The organism is Actinoplanes sp. NPDC004185, assembly GCF_053603475.1.
The window spans coordinates 1-25149 of sequence record NZ_JBSGFR010000068.1 but is presented as its reverse complement, the minus strand read 5'-3'; the positions used below and the strand labels follow the sequence as shown (position 1 = coordinate 25149).

21 protein-coding genes are annotated in these 25149 nt (G+C 74.0%); 7 read left to right on the top strand and 14 right to left on the bottom strand.

The window, feature by feature from the left end; translation table 11 throughout:
- Nucleotide 1: 1 nt before the first annotated feature.
- Nucleotides 2–646 carry a methyltransferase domain-containing protein gene (locus ACWEOZ_RS40550; protein ID WP_451915994.1) on the top strand — a complete coding sequence of 215 codons (645 nt, stop codon included), beginning with the start codon at nucleotides 2–4 and terminating at the stop codon, nucleotides 644–646.
- Between the two features lie 50 nt (nucleotides 647–696).
- Here ACWEOZ_RS40550 and ACWEOZ_RS40545 read toward each other — a convergent pair whose 3' ends face one another.
- Nucleotides 697–1548, bottom strand: a complete 852-nt coding sequence (locus ACWEOZ_RS40545; protein WP_451915993.1) for an SDR family oxidoreductase — start codon at nucleotides 1546–1548, stop codon at nucleotides 697–699.
- A gap of 59 nt (nucleotides 1549–1607) precedes the next feature.
- Between ACWEOZ_RS40545 and ACWEOZ_RS40540 the strand changes: the two genes are divergently transcribed.
- Complete coding sequence (locus ACWEOZ_RS40540; RefSeq protein ID WP_451915992.1) at nucleotides 1608–1988, top strand: winged helix-turn-helix transcriptional regulator; 381 nt, start codon at nucleotides 1608–1610, stop codon at nucleotides 1986–1988.
- Here ACWEOZ_RS40540 and ACWEOZ_RS40535 read toward each other — a convergent pair.
- The 3 genes from ACWEOZ_RS40535 to ACWEOZ_RS40525 all read right to left on the bottom strand — a co-directional run bounded on the left by ACWEOZ_RS40535 (nucleotide 1967) and on the right by ACWEOZ_RS40525 (nucleotide 7520).
- Nucleotides 1967–3433, bottom strand: a complete 1467-nt coding sequence (locus tag ACWEOZ_RS40535; RefSeq protein ID WP_451916004.1) for an SDR family NAD(P)-dependent oxidoreductase — start codon at nucleotides 3431–3433, stop codon at nucleotides 1967–1969. The two genes, ACWEOZ_RS40540 and ACWEOZ_RS40535, sit on opposite strands and share 22 nt — an antisense overlap.
- 143 nt (nucleotides 3434–3576) lie before the next feature.
- Nucleotides 3577–6432 carry an MMPL family transporter gene (locus tag ACWEOZ_RS40530; RefSeq protein WP_451915991.1) on the bottom strand — a complete coding sequence of 952 codons (2856 nt, stop codon included), beginning with the start codon at nucleotides 6430–6432 and terminating at the stop codon, nucleotides 3577–3579.
- A gap of 77 nt (nucleotides 6433–6509) precedes the next feature.
- On the bottom strand, nucleotides 6510–7520 hold the full coding sequence (locus tag ACWEOZ_RS40525; RefSeq protein ID WP_451915990.1) for a hypothetical protein: 1011 nt from the start codon (nucleotides 7518–7520) through the stop codon (nucleotides 6510–6512).
- Nucleotides 7521–7820: 300 nt separating this feature from the next.
- On the opposite strand from ACWEOZ_RS40525, the gene ACWEOZ_RS40520 reads away from it, so the two are divergent.
- Nucleotides 7821–8435 (top strand): FKBP-type peptidyl-prolyl cis-trans isomerase, encoded by a 615-nt coding sequence (locus ACWEOZ_RS40520; protein ID WP_451915989.1) that lies wholly within the window; start codon nucleotides 7821–7823, stop codon nucleotides 8433–8435.
- A 15-nt stretch (nucleotides 8436–8450) separates the two neighbouring features.
- Here ACWEOZ_RS40520 and yaaA read toward each other — a convergent pair whose 3' ends face one another.
- The 3 genes from yaaA to ACWEOZ_RS40505 are packed head-to-tail and all read right to left on the bottom strand — an operon-like array spanning nucleotide 8451 to nucleotide 11297.
- A complete protein-coding gene (gene yaaA, locus ACWEOZ_RS40515) occupies nucleotides 8451–9257 on the bottom strand; it encodes a peroxide stress protein YaaA (RefSeq protein ID WP_451915988.1) in 807 nt (268 codons plus the stop codon).
- A gap of 9 nt (nucleotides 9258–9266) precedes the next feature.
- A complete protein-coding gene (locus ACWEOZ_RS40510) occupies nucleotides 9267–9611 on the bottom strand; it encodes an STAS domain-containing protein (protein ID WP_451915987.1) in 345 nt (114 codons plus the stop codon).
- A gap of 42 nt (nucleotides 9612–9653) precedes the next feature.
- The gene (locus tag ACWEOZ_RS40505) at nucleotides 9654–11297 is read right to left on the bottom strand and encodes a copper resistance CopC/CopD family protein (protein WP_451915986.1); all 1644 of its coding nucleotides are present in this window, start codon (nucleotides 11295–11297) and stop codon (nucleotides 9654–9656) included.
- A gap of 162 nt (nucleotides 11298–11459) precedes the next feature.
- Between ACWEOZ_RS40505 and pgm the strand changes: the two genes are divergently transcribed.
- Nucleotides 11460–13103, top strand: coding sequence for a phosphoglucomutase (alpha-D-glucose-1,6-bisphosphate-dependent) (gene pgm, locus ACWEOZ_RS40500; protein ID WP_451915985.1), 1644 nt, complete (start codon nucleotides 11460–11462; stop codon nucleotides 13101–13103).
- 79 nt (nucleotides 13104–13182) lie between these two features.
- Here the strand turns inward: pgm and ACWEOZ_RS40495 are convergent, their stop codons facing one another.
- Both ACWEOZ_RS40495 and ACWEOZ_RS40490 read right to left on the bottom strand, forming a co-directional pair.
- Nucleotides 13183–13830 carry a response regulator gene (locus ACWEOZ_RS40495; protein WP_433717368.1) on the bottom strand — a complete coding sequence of 216 codons (648 nt, stop codon included), beginning with the start codon at nucleotides 13828–13830 and terminating at the stop codon, nucleotides 13183–13185.
- Nucleotides 13830–16241 (bottom strand): histidine kinase, encoded by a 2412-nt coding sequence (locus ACWEOZ_RS40490; RefSeq protein WP_451915984.1) that lies wholly within the window; start codon nucleotides 16239–16241, stop codon nucleotides 13830–13832. Before ACWEOZ_RS40490 ends, ACWEOZ_RS40495 begins: the two co-directional genes overlap by 1 nt.
- A 175-nt stretch (nucleotides 16242–16416) precedes the next feature.
- Here ACWEOZ_RS40490 and ACWEOZ_RS40485 point away from each other — a divergent pair, with 175 nt between their 5' ends.
- Complete coding sequence (locus ACWEOZ_RS40485; protein WP_451915983.1) at nucleotides 16417–18741, top strand: putative bifunctional diguanylate cyclase/phosphodiesterase; 2325 nt, start codon at nucleotides 16417–16419, stop codon at nucleotides 18739–18741.
- A gap of 34 nt (nucleotides 18742–18775) precedes the next feature.
- On the opposite strand, the gene gndA is transcribed toward ACWEOZ_RS40485, so the two are convergent.
- Entirely contained in the window at nucleotides 18776–20206 is a 1431-nt protein-coding gene (gene gndA / locus ACWEOZ_RS40480) for an NADP-dependent phosphogluconate dehydrogenase (protein WP_451915982.1), read from the bottom strand.
- A 170-nt stretch (nucleotides 20207–20376) separates the two neighbouring features.
- Here gndA and ACWEOZ_RS40475 point away from each other — a divergent pair, with 170 nt between their 5' ends.
- A complete protein-coding gene (locus tag ACWEOZ_RS40475; RefSeq protein WP_212994587.1) occupies nucleotides 20377–20691 on the top strand; it encodes a type II toxin-antitoxin system PemK/MazF family toxin in 315 nt (104 codons plus the stop codon).
- Between the two features lie 12 nt (nucleotides 20692–20703).
- Here ACWEOZ_RS40475 and ACWEOZ_RS40470 read toward each other — a convergent pair whose 3' ends face one another.
- Nucleotides 20704–21534, bottom strand: coding sequence for a transglutaminase family protein (locus ACWEOZ_RS40470; protein WP_451915981.1), 831 nt, complete (start codon nucleotides 21532–21534; stop codon nucleotides 20704–20706).
- Between the two features lie 286 nt (nucleotides 21535–21820).
- Between ACWEOZ_RS40470 and ACWEOZ_RS40465 the strand changes: the two genes are divergently transcribed.
- On the top strand, nucleotides 21821–23677 hold the full coding sequence (locus tag ACWEOZ_RS40465) for a SpoIIE family protein phosphatase (RefSeq protein WP_451915980.1): 1857 nt from the start codon (nucleotides 21821–21823) through the stop codon (nucleotides 23675–23677).
- Here the strand turns inward: ACWEOZ_RS40465 and ACWEOZ_RS40460 are convergent.
- The 3 genes from ACWEOZ_RS40460 to ACWEOZ_RS40450 are packed head-to-tail and all read right to left on the bottom strand — an operon-like array spanning nucleotide 23659 to nucleotide 25023.
- Complete coding sequence (locus tag ACWEOZ_RS40460; RefSeq protein WP_451915979.1) at nucleotides 23659–24396, bottom strand: 3-keto-5-aminohexanoate cleavage protein; 738 nt, start codon at nucleotides 24394–24396, stop codon at nucleotides 23659–23661. The two genes, ACWEOZ_RS40465 and ACWEOZ_RS40460, sit on opposite strands and share 19 nt — an antisense overlap.
- Nucleotides 24393–24524, bottom strand: a complete 132-nt coding sequence (locus ACWEOZ_RS40455) for a hypothetical protein (RefSeq protein WP_451915978.1) — start codon at nucleotides 24522–24524, stop codon at nucleotides 24393–24395. Before ACWEOZ_RS40455 ends, ACWEOZ_RS40460 begins: the two co-directional genes overlap by 4 nt.
- 1 nt (nucleotide 24525) lies before the next feature.
- Nucleotides 24526–25023 (bottom strand): alpha/beta fold hydrolase, encoded by a 498-nt coding sequence (locus ACWEOZ_RS40450; RefSeq protein ID WP_451915977.1) that lies wholly within the window; start codon nucleotides 25021–25023, stop codon nucleotides 24526–24528.
- Nucleotides 25024–25149 lie beyond the last annotated feature (126 nt).

Genomic DNA, 25149 nt, shown 5'->3' with positions numbered 1-25149 from the left:
CATGGACTGGGCTGCCTGGCATGCCGGCTACGACGACCCCGGCTCGGTGCTCGCCGGCCGGCTCGCAGCGGTGCAGGCGGTCATCCGGGCGGCGCTCGACCGGGCGCCGCCCGGCCCGCTGACCGCGATCAGCATGTGCGCCGGCCAGGGCCGCGACCTGATCGGCGCGCTGGCGACCCACCCGCGCCGGGCCGACGTGCGGGCCCGGCTGGTCGAGCTCGACCCGCGCAACACGGCGGTGGCCGAGCAGAGCGCCGCTCAGGCCGGACTCACCGGGATCACGGTCGTGCCGGGTGACGCCGGGCTGATGCGCCACTACCGGGATGTGGCGCCGGCGGACCTGGTGCTGGCGTGCGGGGTGTTCGGCAACTTGACGGACGCGGACGTGCTCCGGACGGTCGAGGCGTGCGCCCAGCTGTGCCGGGAGGGCGGCACGGTGGTGTGGACCCGGCACCGGCGGCCGCCGGACCTGGTCCCGGTGATCGCGGACTGGTTCTCGGCGCGGGGCTTCGAGCAGGTTTTCGTGAGCGACCCGGCGGCCGGGTTCGGGGTGGGGGCGCACCGCCTCTGCCACCCACCGCGGGCGTTGCAGAGCGCCGACCGCATCTTCACCTTCGTCCCGGAGAAGCAACCCGCCCGACCCTGATCCGCCCGGCTGGGCGGCGCGACGGACGTGGTCCCGCACTGTCGGTGAGCTCAGCGAAAAGCCGCCGCGTGGTCGGCCGCCCAAGCGGCGAACGAGCGCGGTTCTCGGCCGAGCAGCTGCGCCACATCCCCGCTGACGTGTTGTTCCTCCGGGGTGGGGGAGCCCAGGATGTCCAGGGTGCCTGCCACGACCTCCGGCGGCATGAAGGCGCCCATCGCGGTCGCCGCCTCCGCGCGGGTCAGCTCCACGAACGTCACCTCCTCGCCGATCGCCGCCCCGATGGCGGCGGCCTGCGCGCGGGGTGCGATCGGCGCGGGACCCGTCAGCTCGTACACCTGGCTCTGGTGGTCGCCGCGGAGGGCGACCGCGGCGCAGGCCGCGAGATCCGCCGGATCGACCACCGGCAGCGCGACGTCCCCGAACGGCGCGGCCACCACGCGCCGCTCCCGCACCGAGGGCGCCCACGCGAACGCGTTGGAAGCAAATCCACCCGGCCGCAGGAGAGTCCACTCCAGCCCGGACCCCCGAACCGCCGCCTCGAACGCCACGAGATGCGCGTGTGACGCCGCGCCCGGCCGGGTCCGTACCCCTTGCGACGACTGCAGGACCACCCGGCGCACGCCCGCCGCCTTCGCCGCGCCCAGCACCGCGCCCGGGTCGATCCCCGCCCCGCCGCCCGCCACCAGCACGAACAGCGCCTCGGCGCCGTCGAGCGCGGGTCGCAGGGAGTCCGCCTCGGTCAGGTCGGCCGGCACGTGCCGGACCCCGGCCGGCAGCACCGCCGGCCGCCGCGACACCGCCGTCACCTGCTCGCCCGCCGCGGCCAGCTCGGCCACCAGCGGGGCGCCCACGTTCCCCGTCGCCCCCGTCACCACGATCATGTCGTTCCTTCCGTCGTTCATCGAGGAAGGGAAGCTAACATCGCCGGGATAGTAGGTACCTAGAGGAAAGTGACTACCCCGTGAAGCCCAGCCGCGACGCCCCGCCCGAGACCGCCTGCCCGATCGCTCCCGTGGTCGACATCGTCTTCAGCCGCTGGACCACGCCCATCCTGTGGGCGTTGCACGAGTTCGGCCGGCAGCGCTTCGTCGAGCTGCAGCGCCGGGTGGCCACCATCACCCCGAAGGTGCTGACCCAGCGGCTGCGCCAGCTCGAACGCGACGGGCTGATCACCCGCACGTACCATCCCGAGGTTCCGCCCCGCGTCGAGTACGAGATCAGCGAGCTCGGCCTGACCCTGGCACCCCTGTTCGCCGCCCTGGCCGACTGGGGCTCGGGCCACCTCGGCCGCGTCGAGCAGGCCCGCGCCGACTACGACGGTCACCAGGCGATCGGGGCGTAGTCCTTCAGGAAGACGCCGTACAGGTCCTCGCCCTGCTCGCCGCGCACGATCGGGTCGTACACCCGGGCCGCGCCGTCGACCAGGTCCAGCGGGGCGTGGAAGCCCTCGTCGGCCAGCCGCATCTTCGTCGGGTGCGGCCGCTCGTCGGTGATCCAGCCGGTGTCCACGCTGGTCATCAGGATGCCGTCGGTGAACATGTCCTCGGCGCTGGTGCGGGTCAGCATGTTCAGCGCCGCCTTGGCCATGTTCGTGTGCGGGTGGCCCGCGCCCTTGTAGCCGCGGGCGAACACACCCTCCATCGCGGACACGTTGACGACGTACCGGCGGGGGAACGGCGACGCCGTCATCGCCGCGCGCAGCCGGCTGACCAGCACGAACGGGGCCGTGACGTTGCAGAGCTGCACCTCCAGCAGCTCCAGGGCGTCGACCTCGTGCACCCGGTCGCTCCAGCTGTTGGTCGGCGCCAGGTCGGGGACCAGCCCGCCGGCGTCGATCGCGGTCAGCGCGGCGATCCGGTCGGGGCTGGCCGAGCCGCTGGTCAGCGCCAGGGCGGTCAGCGCGTGCGGGCTGAACGACGAGCCGTCGGTCAGTGACGCCGGGTGGGCCGCCATCGCGTGGCCGCCGAGATACTCCAGCTCCGGCAGCGGGCCGTCGGGCAACGGCGCCGACTCGGCCGCCACCAGCGCCGAGTAGGAGCCGGGCGAACGCCGTACCGTCTGGGCCGCGTTGTTGATCAGAATGTCGAGCGGGCCCCGGGCCGCGACCGAATCGGCCAGCGCGACCACCTGCCCCGGATCCCGCAGGTCGATGCCGACCACCCGCAGCCGGTGCAGCCAGTCCGCGCTGTCCGGCATCGCGGCGAAGCGGCGCACGGCGTCGTTCGGGAACCGCGTGGTGATGGTCGTGTGCGCGCCGTCCCGCAGCAGCCGCAACGCGATGTACATGCCGATCTTGGCGCGGCCGCCGGTGAGCAGCGCCCGCCGCCCGGTCAGGTCGGTGCGGGCGTCGCGGTGGCTGTGGTTCTTCGCCGCGCAGGCCGGGCAGAGCTGGTGGTAGAACGCGTCGACCTGCACGTAACGCTGCTTGCAGATGTAGCAGCCGCGCGGCTGGCGCAGGACGCCCGCACTGGTCGTGGTGGTCGCCGTGGCCAGCGGGATGCCGGCGGTCTCGTCATCGATGCGGCTGGGCGCGCCGGTCGCGGTCGCGGCGGTCACCGCGCGGTCGTTGGCCAGGATGGCGTCGCGGCGGTCCCGGCGGCGGCGCAGCTTCACGGTCTTGAAAAGACCGGCGGTCGCCCGGCGTACGGCCACAGCATCGGGGTGCTCCGGGTCCAGCTGCTCGGCCTCGGCGATGACCTGCAGGCACAGCGCGAGCCGCTCGGGGTCGATGCGGGTCGCCTCCGTGGTCGCGTCGGCGTAGCCGCCTGACGTGGCGGACTCGTCCATGGTCGCGGTCATGCTCATTCCATCCCGGTAGAACCCCAACTTCCCCGGGGCATGGTACTGACTGCGCCGGGCGCACGGCTGATCCGTACGGCCCGGCGGGCCACAATAGCCGCAAGACCGCCATAACGGCTAGCCGAGCGTGGTCAGGACGACTCTTGACGGCTCGGCGGCAGCTCCAGGACGGCCGTGGTGTCGACGCCGGGCTCCCGGCGCTCGGCGTCGTCCTCGGCCGGGTCGTCGTCGCCGGTAGCCGGCTCCCGGTCGATCGGGGTGACCCGGCCGGAGAGGTCGGCCGTGACCGGCGGGCCGTCGTCGTCGGCCTCGGTCCGGCGGCGTTCACCCGCCGGTGGCCAGGGCGGCGGAGCTGGCGGGCTCGTCGGCGCCGGGAATGCCTCCGGATCCGGCGCCGTGCCGGCACCAGGAACGGAGTCGCCCGTCGCCGTGCGGGGCCTCCACGAGGTGTCCGCGTCGTCCCGCTCGTCCAGTGTGATCCGTTCGGATGAGGGGTGCGGGGCGGACCCGGCGACCGGGTAGCCGGAGGACGCACCGCCCGGGACGGGCGAGCCCGCGACCGGCGATGCCGCCGGAGACACCGATGCGGTTCCGGAGAAATGGTCCGACCGGGCCGGTACGCCGGGAGAAACAGGAGCCGAGGCGGTGGAAGCGCCCGGGGACACCGGAGCCGCCGGGGACACCGACCGTGGTGCCGGCTGGGGAGGCCACGCCGACCCTGTGCCGCCCGCTCCGGCCGGCGGCTCGAACCAGGACGACGCCCGTGCCGGCTCCGTCACCCGGGCGCCCGGAGCCGGTCGCGAGCCCGCCGCCTCCGGAGCCGCGTGCCGCCCCACCGACACCGTCGGGAAGAGCTCCTCGTCCTCGTACTCCTGGAGCCCGGCCCGCTGCTGCAGGCGCCGCATCGAGCCCGGCGCCCACCAGGCCGCGTCGCCCATCAGCTTCAGGACCGCCGGGACCAGCAGCATCCGGACCACGGTCGCGTCCAGGAACAGCGCCACGATCATGCCGACGCCGATGAAGCGCATCGTGGTCACCGACGACAGGGCGAACGCCCCGGTCACCACGATGAGCAGGATCGCCGCGGCGCTGATCACCCGGCCGGTGCGGGCCAGGCCGGTCGTGACCGCTTCGGCCGTGGACGCGCCGCGGGTGCGGGCCTCGACCATGCGGGACAGCAGGAAGACCTCGTAGTCGGTGGACAGGCCGAAGACCACCGCCGCCATCAGCACCACGATGCCGACCTCGGGTGGCGCCGGGGTGACTCGCAGCAGGTCCGCGCCGTGGCCGTCCTGGAAGATCCAGACCAGGATGCCGAACGTCGCGCTCAGGCTCAGCGCGCTCAGCACCACCGCCTTGACCGGCAGCAGGATCGAGCCGAAGGCCAGGAACATCAGCACCAGCGTCGCCCCGACCAGCAGGCCGATCATCAGCGGCAGCCGGTCCGCGGTCGCGCCCAGGCTGTCGACGTTGCGCGCGGTCGTGCCGCCGACCAGGACCTGCGTGCCGGGCGGGGCGCGCAGGGCGCGGATGTCCTCGACCGCGTCGCGCGCCGCCGTGCTGAACGGGTCGGTGCCGGTCAGGGTCGCGGTGTAGAGCAGGACGTCGCCGCCGCTGCCCGCGGGCGTGACCGCGGCGATGCCCGGGACCTTCTTCACCTCGTTGGCGAACGCCGTACCGTCCTGGGCTGCCGGTGCGGCACCGCGGGTGCCGCGCAGCACCACCTGGACGCCCGCGCTGCTCAGCGCCGGGAAGTCCGCCTTGAGGGTCTCGATGGCCTGCCGGGCCGGGTTGCCCGCCGGCAGGATGCGCTCGTCGTTGTCGCCGAAGCGCACCCCGGTGATCGGTGCGGCCAGCACCAGCAGACCGGCCAGGATCGGCAGGGCGACCAGCACCGGGTGGCGCAGCACCGCACCGGCGAGGCGGGCCCAGCCGGTCCCGGCCGGCCGGGTGCTGCCGCGGCGCGGCAGCCGCACCGGCAGCTTGTCGACGCGCGGGCCGAGGACCGCCAGCAGAGCGGGCAGCAGTGTCAGCGACAGCAGCGCGGCCGGGGCGACGGCGGCGAGGCCGCCGTAGGCCAGGGACTTGAGGAAGCCCTGTGGGAAGAGCAACAGCCCGGCCAGGGCGATCATCAGCAGGGTGGCGGAGAAGATCACGGTGCGTCCGGCGGTCGCGACGGTACGGGCCACAGCCTCACCCGGCGTACGCCCGAACCCCTGCTCCTCCCGGAACCGCCCGACCATGAACAGCCCGTAGTCGATGGCCATGCCCAGCCCGAGCAGGCTGGCCACGTTCACGGCGAACGAGTTGACGTCGTGGCCGTACGCGATCGCGTGCAGCACCCCCAGCGAGCCCAGTACCGCGCACCCGCCCACCAGCACCGGCAGCGAAGCGGCGACCAGCGAGCCGAAGATGAACAGCAGCAGGATCAGCACGATGGGCAGCGACACCGCCTCGGCGAACGCCAGGTCCTGCGTCGACAGCGTGGACGACGCGTCACTGAGCGGCGCGCCCCCGGCGAGCTGGATGCTCGCGCCCTCGACCGACAGCTTGTCGTCGATCTCCCGGTACGCCTCCAGCTTCGCGCCCTCGTCGTCGCCGGCCAGCGTCAGCACCGCCACGGCCCGGGACCGGTCGGCCGACGCGTACTGCGCGACCTTGTCCGGCCAGTACGACGCGACGGCCGTGACCGAGGACGGCGGCAGCGCCTCGAGCCGGGTCCGTACGCGCTGACCGAGCCCCGCGTCGTCGATGCCGCCGGAGGTGGGGGTGTAGATGACGACGACGTCGCCGCCCCGAGCGCCCAGCTCCTCGCGCACCACCTCGGCGGCCCGGGTCGACTCGCTGCCGGGGTCGTTGTAACCGCCCTCGGTCAGCTGGCCGAAGACGCCCAGCCCCCACATCCCGGCCACGGCCACCGCCACGACCGTGCCCACCAGCACCGGCCACCGGAACCGGGCCACCCATGATCCCCAGGCGGCGAACACACCGATCTCCTTAACCACCCGCGTCCCGCACCCCACGGAACGCCCGGATCCCCCCACCCCAGGGGGACCGGCCCACCTCAGCGCAGCGTGGCCGCCTCGAGCGCGACGCCGCCGCAGTCCTGGCTGAACGACTCCTCGGTGACCCAGCTCAGGTTGATCTTGCCGTTCTTCGGCGCCCGGTACGTGATCACGAAGACCGCCGTGTCGAGATTGTTGCTGCGTTCCTCGAACGTCGAGGTGGCCGAGGCCGAGCCGGTCGACAGCTTCGCCGTCAGCTTCCCGCGGCCGGCCAGCGCGCCCACGTAGAGCCGCAGGGTCCGCGCCGAGGTGCCGGCCGGGGCGGAGACGGTGAAGCCGTTGCCCTTGCCGCAGGTGCGGATGCCGGTCGGCGTGCCGTCGCTGTTGTTCACCGGCGAGCCGTCCCGCCAGCTGAACAGCTCTCGGCTGAAGCCGTGCCGGAAGCGTGGCGCGGTGGGGGAGCCCTCGAGGATCTGGAAGTCGCCGTCGGCCCGGCGTTCCAGCGAGAACGTGCTCTGCTCACCCCAGTGCACCCAGTCGCGGCTGCCCTCACCGGTCAGATCGACCCGGCCCGGTACGTCGTTGCGGTCGACCTTGATCGAGCCCTGGTCCGGCGGCTTCGGCTTGGTCGTGGTGGGCGCCGGCTGCGTGGTGCGGCTCTTCGACGGTGTGGGCGACGGCGAGGGCGAAGCCTCGTCGGAGGCGCTCGGCAGCGGGATCGGGAACTGGTCGGCCGGGTTCAGCGACACGTCCCCGAGCGCGGGCGGCTGGACCGGGGGGATCGCCTGCTGATCGTCGTCGCGCACCGCCCGGCTGATGATGAAGCCGAACGCGACCACGATGAGCACGCCCGCGAGGATGACCGCGGCGGGCATGAGGAACTCGGTCAGCCGGCGCCGCCCGTCGTCGAGCAGCAACGGTGGCACGGCCGCCCCCCGGCGGCCGGTCGTGCGGTAGCCATAACTGGTGCGCGGGTTCGGTGCGGCCGGGTAGGGCCTGCGGTGCCCCACGTCGGCCGGTCGTCCCGCGGACTCAGGCTGGCGACCTGTCGTACGGTCGTCGTCCGGCAACCGACCCTCCCCGGTCGTTCGCGGGCGCGCGCCGGCCGCCGGTGGCGGCCGGGCGGGTTGTCCCGAGTGCTGTGCTGCTTGAGCCGGTGCCGGCGACGAGCCGTCGCCGTGGTGCTGTGGGGAGGTACACCGTCTCACCTTCCGTGAGTGACGGAGAAGAGCGAAATGAGTAACCAAGCCGTCCGGATGATCACGGGGGTCGGCGGTTCGGCGGAGGTTCGCCCCGGGTCCCGGCCGGACGGCGAGTACGGTGTCCGGAGTCTGCCAGCATGTCCCGTCCGACAGGAGAGTCCGATACAGATGAGCGTCCAGGACAAGACCGGTACCAGTCGCCGGGGCCAGGCCCTGACCGGCGCCTTCGCGGGTGTGGCCGTGATCGCCGTACTGGTCGCGGTCTATATCGGCATCCAGGTGTCCGACGGCGACGACAAGCCGGCGACCCCGGTGGCCGCCGCCTCCGCTCCCGCCGACCCGGCCGCCGCGGCGCCGACCGAGCCCGCTCCCACCCCCAGCCAGCCGCCGGCCGCGGCCCAGGTCCCGCTGGACCCGGCGCTGCAGCAGCCGCCGGTGGTCAAGGCCGGCAAGGGCAAGGTCGCCGAGCTCAAGGTCACCGAGATCATCGCCGGCAAGGGCCCGAAGCTGAAGGCCGGCCAGACCATCCAGGCCAACTACGTGGGCGTGACCTTCAAGGACGGCAAGGAGTTCGACTCGTCCTGGAAGACCGGGCAGCCGGCCCAGTTCCCGGTCGGCGCCGGCCAGCTGATCGAGGGCTGGGACAAGGGCCTGGTCGGTGTGGCCGTCGGCAGCCGGGTGCAGCTCGACATCCCGGCCGCGATGGCCTACGGCGACCCGGCCCCCGAGGGCCGTCCCAGCGGCGACCTGCGCTTCGTCGTCGACGTGCTGGCCGCTCAGTAACGAGGCCCCGGTAGGTCAGAGCTCCCGCACGATCACGTCCACCTGCCGGGGGCGGCCCGCCGCGACGGGCCGCTCCTCGGCGGTGTACTTCAGGTCCCGCAACGCGGCCAGCAGCTCGTCCACCGACGCCGGCCGGGCCCCGGCCTCGGCCAGCGAGCGCACCAGCCGGCCCTTGGTGGCCTTGTTGAAGTGGCTCACCACCGAGCGCCGCGGCTCCCCGCCGACGATCCGCTCGTGCAGCACCCGCACAGTGGCGGTGCGCCCGGCGAGTGCGCCCGCGGGCGCCCACATGGCCGCATAGGCGCCGGACCGCAGATCCAGCACCGGGCCGTCGGCGGCCGCGCGGTCCAGCGCCGGGCTCAGCGCCTTCTTCCAGTACGCGGTGAGCCCGCCGGGCCCGGGCAGCGTGACCCCCACCGAGCACCGGTACGCCGGGATCCGGTCGGTCAGCCGCAGCACCCCCCACAGCCCCGAGAAGACCACCGCCCGCTCGTCGACCCAGTCCCGGGCCTGCGGTGCCAGCCCGGCCGGGTCGAGCGCCTCGTAGAGCACCCCGGTGTAGACCTGCGCGGCGGGTGCGGCCGGTGCCGTGGCCAGCCCGGCGTTGCGGGTCACCTCGGCGTGCTGGGCGGCGCTGAGCCCGAGCACGGCCAGCGAATCAGCGACGCTGCGGGCACTCGTGCGCCGGCACAGCGCCACGAGCTTGGACAGCACCCGGCGCCGGGCCGGGGCGAGCCGGGGGAGCCACAGCTCGGCGGGGTCGGCGGGGGCGCCGGTGGCCGGTGCGGTCTTGCCCTCGGACGGCGGCAGCAGGATGAGCACGCCGCGAGGTTACAAGTCCGGCTCGGTGGCCAGCGCGTCGGCCACGCTGGGATAGACCTCCAGCACCGGCATCAGCCCGGCGACGTCCAGCAGGCCGCTCAGCTGGTCGCCCGGGGCGGCCAGCCGCAGCCAGCCACCGGCGGCGACGGCCCGTTCGTGCCCGTTGATGAACGAGCGCAGCCCGGTCGAGTCGCAGAACCCGATGCCGGAGACGTCGACGACCACCCGCGGCACCGGCCGGTCCAGCACCTGCTCCAGAGTGGTGCTGAGCACGGTGTCGGTGCCACCGTCCAGGTCGCCGCGCACGGAGATGATCACGGTGTCGTCGGGGTCACCGATGACGGACACTTGCACGACTGGGCCTCCCGGGCACGACGGAGACCTCTTTCTGCCCAGTCACGAGGCCGGTGGAACCTGTGGCACCGTGATCGTCGTACGGACCGTCGCCTGGTCGATCTCGCTGACCCGGACGGTGAAGCTGATCTCGTACGTGCCGGGCAGCGGGAACGTCAGCGCGCCGACCGCGTCGTTGCGGGGCGTGAGCGGCAGCATCGGCTCGGACACCGGCTCCAGGCCCTGGCCCTGCAGGCGGGTCGTGACGGTCCACTCGGGGGCCGGCAGCGGCTTGCCCTCCGGCGTGTAGGTGAAGCCGTGCACGGTGTTGTTCTCGCCCAGCTCCACCGGATAGACGTAGTACTGCAGCGTGAACAGCTCCGAGGTGAGGGTCTGCGAGACCCCCTTCTCCGTGCTCGCGGTCCGCTCCCCGGTCGCGTTGCGGCCGGGCGTGACCTGCACCAGGACGGCGCTGAGGCCCAGCACCAGCACGGTGGCGGCGACCTCGGCCCCGACCGTGCGCCGCAACGTGGCCACCCCACCGTCGCGCACCTGGGCCCGCCGTACCATGCGCCGCGCGAACGCCGCCGCGGCCAGCACCCCGGCCAGGATCGCGATCTTGCCGAGCAGGAGGCGGCCGTACCCGGTGCCCCACAGCGCGCCGAGGGACCCGACCTGGACCACCGCCTGCAGCGTGCCCGCGCCGACCAGCCACACCACCGCCAGCGCCGCCCAGCGTGACCAGGCCGGCAGGATCACGCCCAGCACGCGGGGATGGGCGCCGCGCAGCAGGAACACCGCCAGCGTGACGAGCCCGCCCAGCCAGACCGCCATCGCGGCCAGGTGCACCACGTCGGCGGTCACGATCGCGGCGGCCAGCGGCGAGTCGGCGGCGTGCCCGGTCAGCGGCCAGGTGGTCAGCCCGGCGACGGCCAGCGCGAGCAGCACGCCACCGTGCCACCGCCGACCGGTGCCGTGCAGGACCGGCAGCAGCAGCGCGGTGGCCGCGGCGAGCACGGCCAGCCGGGCCAGCAGGATGACACCGAAGGGGCTGGCCAGCACGTCGGCCAGCTCGGTGACCGAGACGTCCCACAGCGGGGCGCCGCTGCTGTTCGGCGCCTGCGTCCACAGCGCGCCCAGGGTCGAGGCGGCGGTGCCGATCACCCCGGCGCGGACCAGCAGGATCGGGCCGCGGCGGGACAGGCGGCGGGGCCACAGGAGGGCCAGCAGCAGGGCCGGGCCGATGATGAGGGTCAGTCCGGCGTACCCGATGAACTTGAGCGCCGGGACCGCCGCCGCGACCGACGGGTGCACGCTGCCGGGATCGCTCTCCGGTGGGCGCGCCGAGGGCGCGCCCACCGAGAAGGTCATCGCACCGCCGACCGGGTGGCTGTCGCTGGAGATGATCCGGTAGCTGACCAGGTACGTGCCCAGCGGCTGGTCCGCCCGCCGCACCTGGATCCGCAGCGTCGAACCGGCAGCGGCCACCGCCCCGGTGATCCGCTTGCCGTCCGGCGCCAGCACCTGGGTGCGGTCCGGGACCGGGGTGATGCCCTCGGTGAAGGTCAGTGTGATCTCGCCGGGAGCCGTCGCCACCACACTGCCGGGCTCGGGCGTCGCCGTCGTCAACGCGGCGTGCGCGCTCGCCGGCGCCGCCGGAAGCAGCACCGCACCCAGTCCGATCATGGCCACGATGAGCGCGCGCACGATCCGCGGCCCCCCAGCCGCTGCAGCCCCAGTCACGACAGGTAGTTCGGATCATCGGAGGGAAAGGTTCAATCCGCGCACGGCGGCTTACCGTTCCGCCCGGCCGGGTACCACCCGGCGATACGATCCCGGGCAGGTCCACGCCCTCAAGGAGGCTCCTCGATGTCCGTGCATCCCCGCGCCGGCACCCCCGCCGAATCCCGCGACCGAATCGACGTGCCCCGGGTGGTCCTGAGCTACTACACCGACCACCCCGATCCCGGGGTCGCGGAGCAGCGCGTCGCCTTCGGCACCTCCGGGCACCGCGGCTCCAGCCTGAGGACGGCGTTCAACGAGGACCACATCGTGGCCACCAGCCAGGCCATCGTCGAGTACCGCCGCGAGCAGGGCACCGACGGCCCGCTCTACCTGGTCCGCGACACGCACGCGCTGAGCGAGCCGGCGATGATCTCGGCCCTGGAGGTCTTCGCCGCCAACGACGTGCGCGTGCTGATCGACAGCCGCGACGGCTACACCCCGACCCCGGCGCTGTCGCACGCCATCCTGACCTACAACAAGGGCCGCACCTCCGGGCTGGCCGACGGCGTGGTCGTCACCCCCTCGCACAACCCGCCGGACGACGGCGGCTTCAAGTACAACCCGCCGCACGGCGGTCCGGCCGACACCGACGCCACCAAGTGGATCCAGGACCGGGCGAACGCGCTGATCGCCGGCGGCCTCAAGGAGGTACGCCGGGTGCCGGCGGCCCGGGCCCGCACGTCGGAGCTGGTCAGCGGCTACGACTACCTGGCCACCTACGTCGACGATCTGGGCTCGGTCATCGACATGGAGGCGATCCGCTCGGCCGGCATCCGGATCGGCGCGGACCCGCTGGGCGGCGCCAGCGTCGCCTACTGGGGCGAGATCGGCTCCCGGTACGGCCTGGACCTGACCGTGGTGAACCCGGACGTCGACCCGACCTTCGGCTTCATGACGCTGGACTGGGACGGCAAGATCCGGATGGACTGCTCGTCGCCGTACGCGATGGCCTCGCTGATCGCCCAGAAGGACAAGTTCCAGCTGGCCACCGGCAACGACGCGGACGCCGACCGGCACGGCATCGTCACCCCCGACGGCGGCCTGATGAACCCCAACCACTACCTGGCCGTGGCGATCTCGTACCTGTACAAGGTCCGCACGGACTGGCCCGCCGCGGCGGCGATCGGCAAGACCCTGGTGTCCTCGTCGATGATCGACCGGGTGGCGGCGGACCTCAGCCGCAAACTGGACGAGGTACCGGTCGGCTTCAAGTGGTTCGTGCCGGGCCTGCTCGACGGCTCGGTCGGCTTCGGCGGCGAGGAGAGCGCGGGAGCGTCGTTCCTGCGCCGCGACGGCAGCCCGTGGAGCACCGACAAGGACGGCATCCTGCTGGACCTGCTGGCCTCGGAGATCGTGGCGACGACGGGCCGTACCCCGAGCGAGCACTACCGCGACCTGACGGCGAAGTTCGGCGACCCGGCGTACGCCCGCATCGACGCCCCGGCGACCCGCGACGAGAAGGCGATCCTGGGCAAGCTCTCGCCGTCGCAGGTGACGGCCAAGGAGCTCGACGGCGAACCGATCACGGCGGTGCTGACGTCGGCGCCGGGCAACAACGCGCCGATCGGCGGCCTGAAGGTGACGACGGAGTCGGGCTGGTTCGCGGCCCGGCCCTCGGGCACGGAGGACGTCTACAAGATCTACGCGGAGTCGTTCAAGGGGCCGGAGCACCTGGCGCGCATCCAGGAGGAGGCGCGGGCGGTGGTCTCGGCGGCCCTCAAGGGCTGAGCCCTGGACGAAGCCCGGCCCGGATCGCTGTTCTCCGGGCCGGGCTCACTCCGGGCCCAGGTGTCGGGCCGGGCCCAGCTCAGGGATTCGGGCGGACCAGGCCGAGGTCGTAGGCGGCGATCGTCGCCTGCACGCGGTCGCGGACGCCGAGCTTGGCCAGCAGCGCGTTGACGTGCACCTTCACCGTGCCGGTGGTGATGCCCAGGGCGGTGCCGATCTCGGCGTTGGACATGCCGGTGGCGATGCTGACCAGGACCTCGCGCTCGCGGGGAGTGAGGCCCTCCAGCCGCCGGCCGGGCTCGGCCGGGCCGGACAGCCCGCCGCTGGCGAACGCGTCGATCAACCGCCGCGTGACAGCGGGACTGAGCATCGCCTCGCCGTCGGCGACGACCCGGATGGCGGCGAGCAGGTCAGCGGGCAGGACATCCTTGAGCACGAACCCGGCAGCGCCCGCCTTCAACGCCTCGTAGACATACCGGTCCTGATGGAACGTCGTCAGGACCAGGACCTTGGTCTCCGGTGCGGCCGCGGTGAGCTGCGCGGTGGCGGTCAGCCCGTCCATGCCGGGCATCCGGATGTCCATCAGCACCACGTCGGGCCGCAGCCGGGCGGCCAGGTCGAGCGCGGCCTGCCCGTCGGCGGCCTCGCCGACGACCTCGAGCCCTTCCTCGGCGTCGACGATGGCGGCGATCCCGGCGCGCACCATGAGCTGGTCGTCGACGACCATCACGCGGACGGCGATGACGCCACCTCCTTGTCGTCCCCGGCCGGTCTGCCCGGCCCGTCGTCGGCAGGAATGGTCCCAGCCGGGCCTCCGCCCTCGCCGTCCGGGCTGCTCCCGCCCAGGTGCCCTGCCGGCGGCGCGGGCAGGAGGATCTCCGGGAGGCCGTCGCCCGCGGTGGCCATGCTGCCGCCCACCGCGGCCAGCCGCGCCCGCAACCCGGCCGCGATCTCCCCACCCTCGTCCGCCGGCATCGGCCGCATGCTGATCCGCACCGGATCGCCGCTCAGCTCCACCCGCACGCTCACCGGTCCGGTGTCCCCGGCCAGCAGCAGCTCCACCACCCGGAACGCCGACAGGTCCACGTCCGCCGGCAGCACCCGCCCGGCCCCGATGATCTCCAGGCCGACGTCCCGCCCGTGCCCCCGCCACCGGTCGGCCAGCCCGGGCAGGGCCGCCGTCGTCGGCTGCGGGTCGCGGTCGCCGGTGTCGCGGGCCGGGTCCGGTTCGGCGCGCAGGCCGTTGAGGAGGCCGCGCATCGCGTCCAGGGCGGTCCGGGCCGAGGTCAGCACCTGGTCGAGGTCGCCCGCGTCGGCCGCCGTCGCCACCCGGGCCGTGTCGCGCAGGACCGCCGCTTGCAGGCCGGCCGCGACCCGGGCGCGTTCGAGGCCCGCCTCCCAGATCGCCTGGGCGGTCGAGACGGCAACCAGGTCGTGCTCACGGGCCTCGAGTTTCGTGCGGCGGCGGCGGACGAGGAAACCGGCCAGCCACGAGCCCACCATCGGCACCCCGAACGGGCACCCGATCACCGCGGACATGAAGACCACCCACGCGACGAAGGGCATCCCCTCCTCGGGCGGCGCGTCCAGCGCCATCGTGAACCCGGTGGCCAGCACCGCCGCGGTGAGCGCGGCCGGGATCGCCAGGGCGGTCAGGTTGTTGCGGGGGGCGTAGCGGGCGACGGCGTACACCGCGACGGCTTCCGCACCCAGGCCGGCCAGCATGACCCAGCCCAGCGCCGGTGCGACCAGGCCGGCCGCGATCAGTGCCGGCAGCAGCCACGAGGTGAGCGCCACCGCGACCAGCACGGCCCAGGGGTGGGTCCGGCGCCAGATCACCGGTACGGCGTGGGCCGAGGCGACCAGGATCAGCAGGGGCACCGGCGCGCCGGCCAGGTCCGGATCGCCGTCGGAGATCAGCAGCGCCCCCACCGGCACGAACAGCGTCAGCAGGAACACGACCACGTCGATGACGTGCTCGGCGCCGGGCCGCTGCCGGCGGCGGGGGACCGGGGGCGGAGCGCTGGTCACGGGCAGCACGGCGCGGACGCGCCAGCCGCCGCCGGGGCGGGGGCCCGCGGTCAGGCTGCCGCCCAGTGCCGTGGCGCGTTCCCGCATGCCGGTGATGCCTCGTCCGGAGCCCATGCCGGTGACGCCGTCCGTGTGGGCGCCGTCGTCGTCGACGGTGAGCTCCAGGCCGTCGGTCACGGGGGCGAGCCGGATGCGGACGCCGCCGGCCGGGGCGTACCGCAGGGTGTTGGTCAGGGCCTCGCGGGTGATGCCGCAGACCGCCTCGGTCGTCGCGGGTGGCAGGGCGTCCGGGATGGTCTGCACGGTGACCTGCTGGCCGAGCAGCCGGAAGCCCTCGGCCAGTTCCTGCAGGCGGGCGGCGACCGGACCGGGCCGTTCGTCGGGCAGCTGCAGCAGCGCGACCAGCCGGTGCAGCGCCGTCAGGGTGTCGCGCCCGGTCCGGGCGGCGAACTCGCGAGCCTCGGCGACCAGGTCGGGACGGGTGCCGCCGAGGCGCTGGGCGGCCGAGGCGATGACCACGATCGACGTGAGGTGGTGGGCGGTCACGTCGTGCAGCTCGCGGGCCAGGCGGTGCCGTTCGGTGTCGGCGGCCCGGGCCCGCCGGTCCTCCGCCTCGGCGAGCCGGCCCGCGGCTTTCGCGCGCTCGGCGTGCCAGCGGTGCCGGGCCCGGCCGAACGCGACGACGGTCGAGTACACCACCAGGATGCTGACCAGCTCGAGGGCGTACTCGTCCAGGCCCGTGGTGGCGGCGATCAGCGCGGCCTGCCAGAGCATCACCGCCGCCGCGATGCCCAGCGTCAGCCGCTGGGTACGCAGCACGGCGATGCTGTAGAGCGTGATCAGGTCGGCGAGCGAGACGACCAGCAGCGCGTCCGTCGGCACGCCGTACGTCCCCACGGTCAGCGCCGCGGCCACGACGCCGAGGGCCGCGAGCGGGGCCGACCGCCGCCACAGCAGCGCCACCGTGGCGACGACGGTGGCGGTGACGCCGGTCGCGACGGCCGGCGCCGACAGCCGGTCGTCCGAGGCCAGCGGGATGCCCGGCCAGACCGCCAGCTGGGTGACGGCGAGGACCAGCGGCAGCAACCAACCCGGGATGCGCTCCATGACGCACCGACCCTAAGCGGGCCCGGCCACACCCCGCATCGGTCCCGGGTGCCACCGGCGTCTATATCTTCCGATCGAGGCCGCCCGGCCCGCAGCGGGAACGCTCAGCTTCGGCTCCCCATCGCCGACTGGTACTGCGCCAGGAGTGACAGAGACCAAGGAGCCGAGCGCAGCGATGAGTCCAGCCGACAAGCGGGTAGGCCGCCGGCGCGCGGTCCGGCCCGCCCGTCCGGGTGTGCTCCCGCTGGCCCTGGCGTTGCTGGCGGTGGCCTGGGTGCTCGGGTGGCTGGTGATGCACCACGGGGGCACGGTGATGCCCGGGTACGCCGGGGGACCGGTGGCCATGGTGGCCGCGTTCCTGGCCTGCCGGCGGATCGGCTCGATGATCGTGGTGCCGCGGCCGGTCCGGGGCTTCTGGCGGCTCTTCTCGCACGCGGCGATCTGCCTGGGGATCGGCTCGGTCGGTGCGTTCGCGTTCGCCAACAACGATCCCGGGCTGTCGCCGTACATGGCGGTGCCGACGCTGCTCGGCGTGGTCATGGTGGTGCTGGCCTTCCTGCGGTTGCCGGTGGAGCACCGGTCGGTGCTGCGCTGGGCCCAGCTCATGCTCGACGGCGCGACCGTCGCGGTGGCCGGTGCGCTGATCTACTGGTATGTCGTCCTCGACCTGGCCACGGCGGCGACCTCCACACTGACCCAGAACGGCGCCGCCGTCACCGGGGTCGGTTCCCTGATCGCCCTGGTCGTCATCGGCCGCGCGGCGATGAGCCCGGCCAGCGCCGTCGACTCCGTGTCGCTGCGCATCCTGACCGCCGCGCCGCTGGTCGCCGTGGCCACCACGGTGCTGCTCATCGCCGGCGGGGACACCGGACGGCTGATCATCTCGGTGCTGGGCGTTCCGCTCGTCGGCGCGGCGATGGCGCTGGCCGCGTACCGTCAGGAAGTCGTCCTGCGCCGCCCCGCGGCGCCCCCCGCCGCGCCGTCGGCGCGCAGCATCTACAACGCGCTCCCGCTGGTCGCAGTCATCGCGACGGCCGCCCTGGTGATCACCGTCTCCGCCCGCCAGCTCGGCTGGCACCAGCGGGTCGTGATCATCGGCGCCGTGCTCATCGCCACCTTCGTGGTGGCCCGGCAGCTGCTCGGGCTGCGGGCCAACGCCCGGATGCTGGCCGGCATCCGGCGGCAGCAGGCGGAGCTCGAGCACCTGGCAATGCATGATCCGTTGACCGGGCTGGCCAACCGCGCCCGCTTCGGCACCGTCCTCGGCGAGCGCCTCGACGCGCACCGCAGTGTCAGCGTGCTGCTGGTCGACATCGACGACTTCAAGATGGTCAACGACACCATGGGGCACGCCGTCGGCGACCAGCTGCTCTTCGAGGTGGCCCAGCGGCTGCGCCACCACAGCGCGGTCACCCACCTGCCGTCGCGCCTGGGCGGCGACGAGTTCGCGGTGCTGCTCGACGTCGACGATCCGGCCGGGGCCGAGGAGGTCGCCGCGCGGATCCTGACCGCGCTCGCGGTGCCGTTCCGGGTCGGTGAGCACCAGCTGCTGGCCAACGCCAGCATCGGCGTCGCCCTGGCCGGGCCGGGCGACAACGCCGACGAGGTGCTGCGCAACGCCGACATCGCCATGTACGCGGCCAAGGCCTCCGGCAAGGCGTCCTGGGCCCGCTTCGAACCGCGGATGCACAGCGAGGTCGTCAACCACGCCCGGCTCGGCAGCGAGCTGCACAACGCCATCATCCGCCACGAGCTGGAGCTGGCCTACCAGCCGGTGTTCGACCTGGTCACCGGCCTGATGTCCGGCGCCGAGGCGCTGGTGCGCTGGCGGCACCCGGTCCGCGGGCTGGTCTCGCCGGCCGACTTCATCCCGGTCGCCGAGCGTTCCGGGCTGATCGTGCCGCTGGGCTCCTGGGTGCTGCGGGAGGCCTGCGAGCAGCTGGCCAAGTGGCACGCCGAGTACGGCGCCGCCGCCATCCGCTCGATCAACGTCAACGTGGCGGCCCGGCAGCTGCGCGAGTCCGGCTTCGTGGACGAGGTCGCGGCCGTGCTCAGCGACACCGGGCTGATCCCGGCCAACCTGGTGCTGGAGGTCACCGAGTCCTCGGTCCTCGACGGCCGGCAGGTCCGCGAGACCCTGCAGGCCCTGCACGAGCTGGGGGTGCGGCTGGCGCTGGACGACTTCGGCACCGGCCAGTCCAGCCTGAGCCTGCTGCGCGCGTTCCCGGTGGACGTGCTGAAGCTGGACAAGTCGTTCGTGGACGGCATCTGCGACGGCGAGGACCGCGGCCGGCTGGCGGTGGCCGCGGCGGTCGCCCAGCTCGCCGAATACCTCGACCTGTACGCGGTCGCGGAGGGCATCGAGACGGCGGCGCAGGCCGAGCGGCTGCGGGCGATGGGCTACCGGCTGGGCCAGGGCTACTTCATGGCCAAGCCGCTGCCGCCGGCCGAGATGGCCGAGCTGATGATCCGGACGGTCCTGCCGGTCACCGCGGCGTGACGGGCCGGCCCGCGAGCGGGCCGGCCCGGCACTGCTACGCGGAGACCTCGTTGCGCTCGGCGCCCCACATGGTGTGGAAGGCGCCTTCCTTGTCGACGCGGCGGTACGTGTGCGCGCCGAAGAAGTCGCGCTGCCCCTGGATCAGAGCGGCCGGCAGGCGCTTGGCCCGCAGGCCGTCGTAGTAAGCCAGCGCCGACGCGAAGCCCGGGGCCGGGATGCCCTGCTGGGCCGCCGTGGCGACCACGCGCCGCCAGGCCTCCTGCGCGCCGCTGACGGCGTCCAGGAAGTACTCGTCGACCAGCAGCGACGGCAGGTCCGGGGACTTGTCGTAGGCCTGCTTGATGAAGTCGAGGAACTTGGCCCGGATGATGCAGCCGGCCCGCCAGATCTTGGCCATCTGGCCGGGGTCGATGTCCCAGCCGTACTCTGCGCTGGCCGCCTGGATCTGCTGGAAGCCCTGCGCGTACGCGACGATCTTCGAGGCGAACAGCGCCTGCTCGACGTCGGCCTGCAGGTCGGCGCCGCCCGCGCCGGCGGTCGCCGTGGGGCCGGGCAGGTGCGCCGCGGCCGCGCGGACCTTCGGGTCGCCGGACAGCGCCCGGGCGAAGACCGACTCGGCGATGCCGGAGACCGGCACGCCCAGGTCCAGGGCCGCCTGCACGGTCCAGCGGCCGGTGCCCTTCTGCTCGGCCTGGTCGACCACGATGTCGATGAACGGCTGGCCCGTCTCGGCGTCGGTCTGCTTGAGCACCTCGGCGGTGATCTCGATCAGGTACGAGCCCAGCCGGCCCTCGTTCCAGCCCTTGAAGATCTCCGCGATCTCCGCCGGCGAGTGCCCGCCGACCGAGCGGAGCAGGTCGTACGCCTCGGCGATGAGCTGCATGTCGGCGTACTCGATGCCGTTGTGCACCATCTTGACGAAGTGCCCGGCGCCGTCGGGGCCGACGTGCACGCAGCACGGCTCGCCGTCGACCTTGGCCGAGATGTCCTCGAGCAGCGGGCCGAGCGACTCGTAGGACTCCTTGGAGCCGCCGGGCATGATGCTCGGGCCGTGCAGGGCGCCCTCCTCGCCACCGGACACGCCGGTGCCGACGAAGTGCAGCCCGCGCTCCTTGAGCGCGGCCTCGCGCCGCCGGGTGTCGGCGAAGTGCGCGTTGCCCGCGTCGATGAGCATGTCGCCCTCTTCGAGCAGCGGGGCGAACTCGTCGATGACCGCGTCGGTGGCCTTGCCGGCCTTGACCATGATCACCACGCGGCGCGGGCGCTCCAGGCTCGCGACGAAGTCCTCGGCGCTCTCCGAGGGGATGAACGTGCCCTCGTGGCCGTACGACTCCACGAGTTCCTTGGTGCGCCCGTAGCTGCGGTTGTGCAGCGCGACCGTGTGGCCGTGGCGGGCGAAGTTGCGGGCCAGGTTGCGACCCATCACCGCCAGCCCGGTTACCCCGATTTGGGCCTTTTCCGTCATGAACGTCCTTCCTCCACGCGAGCCGCCGGAGTATGGGTCCCGGCGGCCGCAAGCCGTCGCGCTCATTCTTACGTGTTTCCCGGTCGCAGGGTTCGACTGTCCCGAGCACCGGTTGCCCCGGACGCCGGGCGGGGCAAATCCGAAGATCGGTGCGACGGTACGCTCCGTGCGTGAAGCGCGGCGAGATCTGGACCATCGGCAGCCGCACCGACCTGCGCTACCGGGTCCTCGTGCTCTCCTCCGACAACTACAACGACCGGGCCAACCCCTCGCCGTTCTGCGCGCCGATCGTGCGCCAGCGCGGGGCCACCGAGCTGCCGCCGTACGCGGTGGCCCTCACCGAGCAGGACCCGATCACCGGCGTCGTGGTGGTCAACCGGATGCGCCGGCTGCCGGCCTCGGTCGGCGCCGAGCGGATCGGCATGGTCACCGGCTCCAGCATGGCCCGGCTGGCCGAGGCCATGCGCGAGCTGTTCGAGCTGTGACCAGGGACTGTCCTACTCGACGCTGACGACGCTGACCTCGCGGCTGCCGGTCAGGGTGCCGCCCGGCGCCCCGACGTAGGTGCCGGAGGTGGGGGCCACATCCGCGTAGTCCCGCCCGACCGCCACCGTGACGTAGCCGTTGCCGGCCCGGCGGCCGTGGCACGGGTCGAAGGCCAGCGCCACCGCCCGGTCGCCCCGCGGCACCAGCACCTCGACCCAGGCGTGGGTGCCGCCCTGACCGATCAGGTGCCCGGAGACGTAGCGGGACGGCACGCCGAGCACGCGGCACATCGCCAGCATCACGTGCGCCGAGTCCTGGCAGACGCCCCGGCCGCCCGCCAGTGCCTGCGCCGCTGTGGTGCTGACCGAGGTTACGCCGTACTCGTAGGTCAGCGCTGCGTGCGCGAGCGCGCACGCCCGCTCGGCCGTCTCCTCGTTGTCCGCCGCCGCGCAGCCTCCGGCCAGCTCCCGCAGCGCCTCGTCCGGCGTGGTCAGCCGGGTCGGGCGCAGCAGGCGCGGGTCGTGCAGCGCCGCGAGCGGCAGCTGCGGCGGGCCGTCGCCGACCACCCGGTCCAGCGTGGCGGTGAGCCGGAACTCGACCGCCTGCTCGACCCGGGCGGCCACCACCCGCACCACCGTGTTGCCCGCCGCGTCCAGCCGTGAGCGCCGGGCGTGCGCGGCGCCGGTCACGGTCAGGTGGTGGCTGCGCCGGTAGAGGTCACCGTGGCGGCGCCGGGGCACCACCACGAGCCGCTGGGCGAGGGCGGTCACCGGTTCGCGGTAGGCGTACCGGAAGCTCTGCTCGACGCGGAAGCCGATCCGCCGCGCCCCGTCGAGGTCCATCCCGCCATGATCCGGCATCGGTGTTTCCGGCGCATCACCGCACCGGACCGGCCGGTTGCCGCCGCACCGCATCGGACCGGCGCCGCGGTCCGTTCGGTGACCTGCGGGAACCGGGCGGCCGGGGGCCGCCACCGGACGGCCCCCGGGCCCCGGTCGTCCTTCCGGGTGACCCGGCCGCGCTGCGCCGCAGGTCGACCCCGGGGGCAGGTGAACGGGGGATGACGCCGCGCGCCGCGCTGGCGTATGCAGGGAACCGTCATGGTGGATTCCGGCAGGTGGGAGCGGTATGGGCGGCAGGCAGCAGGCGTACCTGGAGGCGATGGAGAACCTGCGTTCGGTGGCGCGTCCGGCCACCGGGGACGGTTCACGCGCCACCATGGACCGGGCTGTGGGGCTGCTGGCCGGGCGTACCCGCTGCCGGCTGTCGGAAGCCCACCGCCACCTGCTGCAGATGGCCGCCGACCAGGACCGCGACGTGGTCGACGTCGCGGCCGGGGTGATCAGCATGCTGGACATCCCGGAGCCGGCCGACGACCGGGGCCCGCCGTTGCGCTCGATGCTGCTCGCGCGCCGGCGCGCGAGCGCCGACGTCCGTCCGGTCGAGCCCTGGCTGGCGGTCGTGCAGGCCGTGCTGGATTTGTTGCCCGGGCAGTCCGCTCTGCTCACGCCGGTACGGGGCGAGGGCGGGGAGCTGGCTGACCTGATCTACGCCGCCGCCACCCCGGAGGCGACCACGCCCGACGGGCTCCGCGGCCGGCAGCTGGTCGGCACCCGGATGGCCGAGCAGTTCCCGCACGCCCCGGTCAGCGACCGGTGGGCGGCCTACCAGCGGGTGCTGGACACCGGCGAGCCTGTGCAGCTCGGCCCGTTCACACTCAACGAGCACCGGTTCACCGTACGGGCGCACCGCCTCGGCTCCGGCCTGTTCATCACCTGGGTCGGGCACGGCGGCGGCCCGGACGAGGGTGACCGGATCAACGGCACCGAGCAGCTCGGCAACCTCGGCTGGGCCGAGTGGGACCTGGTCAGCGGCGAGGTGCGGTGGTCGGCCCAGCTGTACCGGATCTACGAGCGGGACCCGGCCCTCGGCCCACTGTCCACGGCGGAGACCGAGGCGCTCGCCGTGGCCGAGGACCACCCGCTGCGGCTGGCGGCGGCGGAGGCCTTCGAACGCGGCGAGCGGATCGACGTGACGTTGCGGGTCCGGATCAAGGGCCGGATCAAGCACCTGCGCACGGTCGCCGACGCCACCCGCGACGGCGCCGGCCGGCCACTGCGGCTGTACGGCATCGTGCAGGACGTCACCGCCCGGGAGAACAGCGCCCGCCGGCTGGCCGAGGTCGAGCAGCAGCTCGCCGAGCACCGCCGCAGCCTGCACGCCGAGCACGAGCTGGCCGCCCGGCTGCAGCACATCATCCTGCCGATCCCGGAGCGCCCGGTGGAGCTGCCCGGCATCAAGGTGGCCGTGCGGTACCTGCCGGCCGGCCAGGAGAGCCTGGTCGGCGGCGACTGGTACCACGCGGCGGCACTGCGTGACGGCTCGGTGCTGCTGGCGGTCGGTGACGTGGCCGGGCACGGCACGCTGGCCGCGACCACCATGGCGCAGCTGCGGTACTCACTGCGCGCTCTGGCGGTGACCACGAACGATCCGGCCGAGCTGCTCGGGCACCTCAACCGGATCACCTGTGACCTGGACGAGGAGCGGCCGGAGACGGCGGCGACCGCGATCGTGGCCCGCTACGAGCCGGCCCTGCGCCGGCTGACCTGGGCGCAGGCCGGGCACCCGCCGCCGCTGCTGAGCCGCGGTGGCCGTACGCAGCCGCTGCCGCGTCCGAGCGGGCCGATGCTGGGGGTGGTCGAGGACGCGACCTACGAGTGCGCCGAGCTGCGGCTGGCGATCGGCGATCTGCTGCTGCTCTACACCGACGGGCTGGTGGAATACCGCTGCCGCAGCCTGGACGAAGGGCTGGACACGGTGATCCGTACCGTCGACGAGGCCGTGGCCGCAGCGCCCCTGCAGCCGCTCGCGGAGCTGGTCAGCCGGCTGCGGCAGGCCAACCCGGACGACGACACGTGCATCCTGGCCGTCCGTCCCACCACCGGGGAGACCCAGGACCTGCGCCGCTATCTGCGTTCGCGCTGAGCGGTCCAGATCCGCAGCGCCCGCCGGACCAGGTCGGCGTTGCCGGTCGCGGGCCGGCCGTCGTCGGTGACCAGGGTGTCCTCGAGGCCGATCCGGGTGGGCAGGCCGAGACGCCCGGCGTGGGCGATCAGCGGCCAGCAGGCGTCCTGCTCACCGTGCAGCAGCCGCGGTCCGGGGACCGCGAGCCGGTCGAGGACGGCGTCGGCCGCGGCCACCGCGTCCGCGGCCGGCGTGCCGAGGATCTCGATCAAGATCCGGTCGACCGGTACGCCGTCCAGCCGCTCGGCGTCCGCCGGTGACCAGACTCCCGCCTCGACCCCCACCCCGGCTCCCCGCAGCAGCGCGACCAGCTCGGCGAAACCGTCCTCGCCGACGTTGACCGACGCGAACGAGGGCCGCTGGCCGGCGCCGAGGCCGGCCCACCGGGCCACGGTGGCGTGCCGCCGGCCGACGTCCCCGCCGGTGATCCACAGCCCGGTGGAGACCCCGACGGGCGTGCCGGGGCAACTCGCCCGGACGGCGGCCACCGCCGCGCCGATGTCGGCCGGGTCGAGGCTCTCCGCACCGTCCGCGCCCCGGGGGTGCACGTGGACCGCCTCGGCCCCGGCGGCCACCGCCTGCGCCGCGGCCACGGCCAGCTCGGCCGGGGTCACCGGGACGGCCGGATGCTCGTCGCGGGTGCGGCCGCCGTTGAGGCAGGCCTTGATCCGCCGGATCATTTCTCCTCCGGGGAGAACGGGGTCCGCGGCCGGTCCGGCCCCACCCGGTCGCCGAGCAGGCCGCGGATCCGGCGCGGCGCCGGCTCGCGGTGCCCGACCGGCGTGATCAGTCCGGGGTCGCCCGCCATGTCACTCCTTCACCCGCGCGGCCAGGAACTCGTCGACGGCCCGCCGGAACGCTGCCGGCTGCTCGACCCACGGGTAGTGCCCGCACCGGTCGAGCACCTCGGCGGTGCCGTCCGCGAACAGCTTCGTCAGCGCGACGGCCGGCGCGCAACCCGTGATGGCGTCCTCGGCGCCGGCGATGACCAGCACCGGCGCGGTGACGGCGGCCAGCCGGCGGGCGAGGTCGGCCGGTGGCTCCACGCGGGGCCAGGTCCGGTTCGCCGCGTAGCTGAACCGGCCGAGGACGGCGTGGGCCTGCTCCGCCGGGCCCCAGGTGGCGTAGCCAAGCGGCGCCACGCGGGTCATGAAGTCGTTGAGCCCTTCGTCGTCGCGCCGGGTGAGTCCCTGCCGGGACGCCGCCAGGGCCGCCTCGAAGACGGGGTCGCCGCGGCGGCGCTCGCCGACCTCGGCAATGTTGGAGGCCACGTCGAGCAGCCAGGTCACCGGCGGCGTGACCAGCATGAGGCAGCCGACCCGCTCCGGGTGTCGGGCGGCGTAGCTGGCGGCCAGCCGGCTCCCGCCGAGTGGCCCAGCAGCCGCAGCCGCTCGACGCCCAGGTGCCGCCGCAGCTGTTCGAGGTCGGCCGCC

What these genes read in the sequence shown, in the direction of transcription:
- ACWEOZ_RS40450 (WP_451915977.1), bottom strand. Translation starts at nt 25,023, where the DNA reads ATGCTGGTCACGCCGCCGGTGACCTGGCTGCTCGACGTGGCCTCCAAC.
- ACWEOZ_RS40490 (WP_451915984.1), bottom strand. Translation starts at nt 16,241, where the DNA reads ATGGAGCGCATCCCGGGTTGGTTGCTGCCGCTGGTCCTCGCCGTCACC.
- ACWEOZ_RS40495 (WP_433717368.1), bottom strand. Translation starts at nt 13,830, where the DNA reads ATGGTCGTCGACGACCAGCTCATGGTGCGCGCCGGGATCGCCGCCATC.
- ACWEOZ_RS40470 (WP_451915981.1), bottom strand. Translation starts at nt 21,534, where the DNA reads ATGGACCTCGACGGGGCGCGGCGGATCGGCTTCCGCGTCGAGCAGAGC.
- ACWEOZ_RS40520 (WP_451915989.1), top strand. Translation starts at nt 7,821, where the DNA reads ATGAGCGTCCAGGACAAGACCGGTACCAGTCGCCGGGGCCAGGCCCTG.
- ACWEOZ_RS40455 (WP_451915978.1), bottom strand. Translation starts at nt 24,524, where the DNA reads ATGGCGGGCGACCCCGGACTGATCACGCCGGTCGGGCACCGCGAGCCG.
- ACWEOZ_RS40535 (WP_451916004.1), bottom strand. Translation starts at nt 3,433, where the DNA reads ATGGACGAGTCCGCCACGTCAGGCGGCTACGCCGACGCGACCACGGAG.
- ACWEOZ_RS40550 (WP_451915994.1), top strand. Translation starts at nt 2, where the DNA reads ATGGACTGGGCTGCCTGGCATGCCGGCTACGACGACCCCGGCTCGGTG.
- ACWEOZ_RS40485 (WP_451915983.1), top strand. Translation starts at nt 16,417, where the DNA reads ATGAGTCCAGCCGACAAGCGGGTAGGCCGCCGGCGCGCGGTCCGGCCC.
- pgm (WP_451915985.1), top strand. Translation starts at nt 11,460, where the DNA reads ATGTCCGTGCATCCCCGCGCCGGCACCCCCGCCGAATCCCGCGACCGA.
- ACWEOZ_RS40545 (WP_451915993.1), bottom strand. Translation starts at nt 1,548, where the DNA reads ATGAACGACGGAAGGAACGACATGATCGTGGTGACGGGGGCGACGGGG.
- ACWEOZ_RS40465 (WP_451915980.1), top strand. Translation starts at nt 21,821, where the DNA reads ATGGGCGGCAGGCAGCAGGCGTACCTGGAGGCGATGGAGAACCTGCGT.
- ACWEOZ_RS40460 (WP_451915979.1), bottom strand. Translation starts at nt 24,396, where the DNA reads ATGATCCGGCGGATCAAGGCCTGCCTCAACGGCGGCCGCACCCGCGAC.
- gndA (WP_451915982.1), bottom strand. Translation starts at nt 20,206, where the DNA reads ATGACGGAAAAGGCCCAAATCGGGGTAACCGGGCTGGCGGTGATGGGT.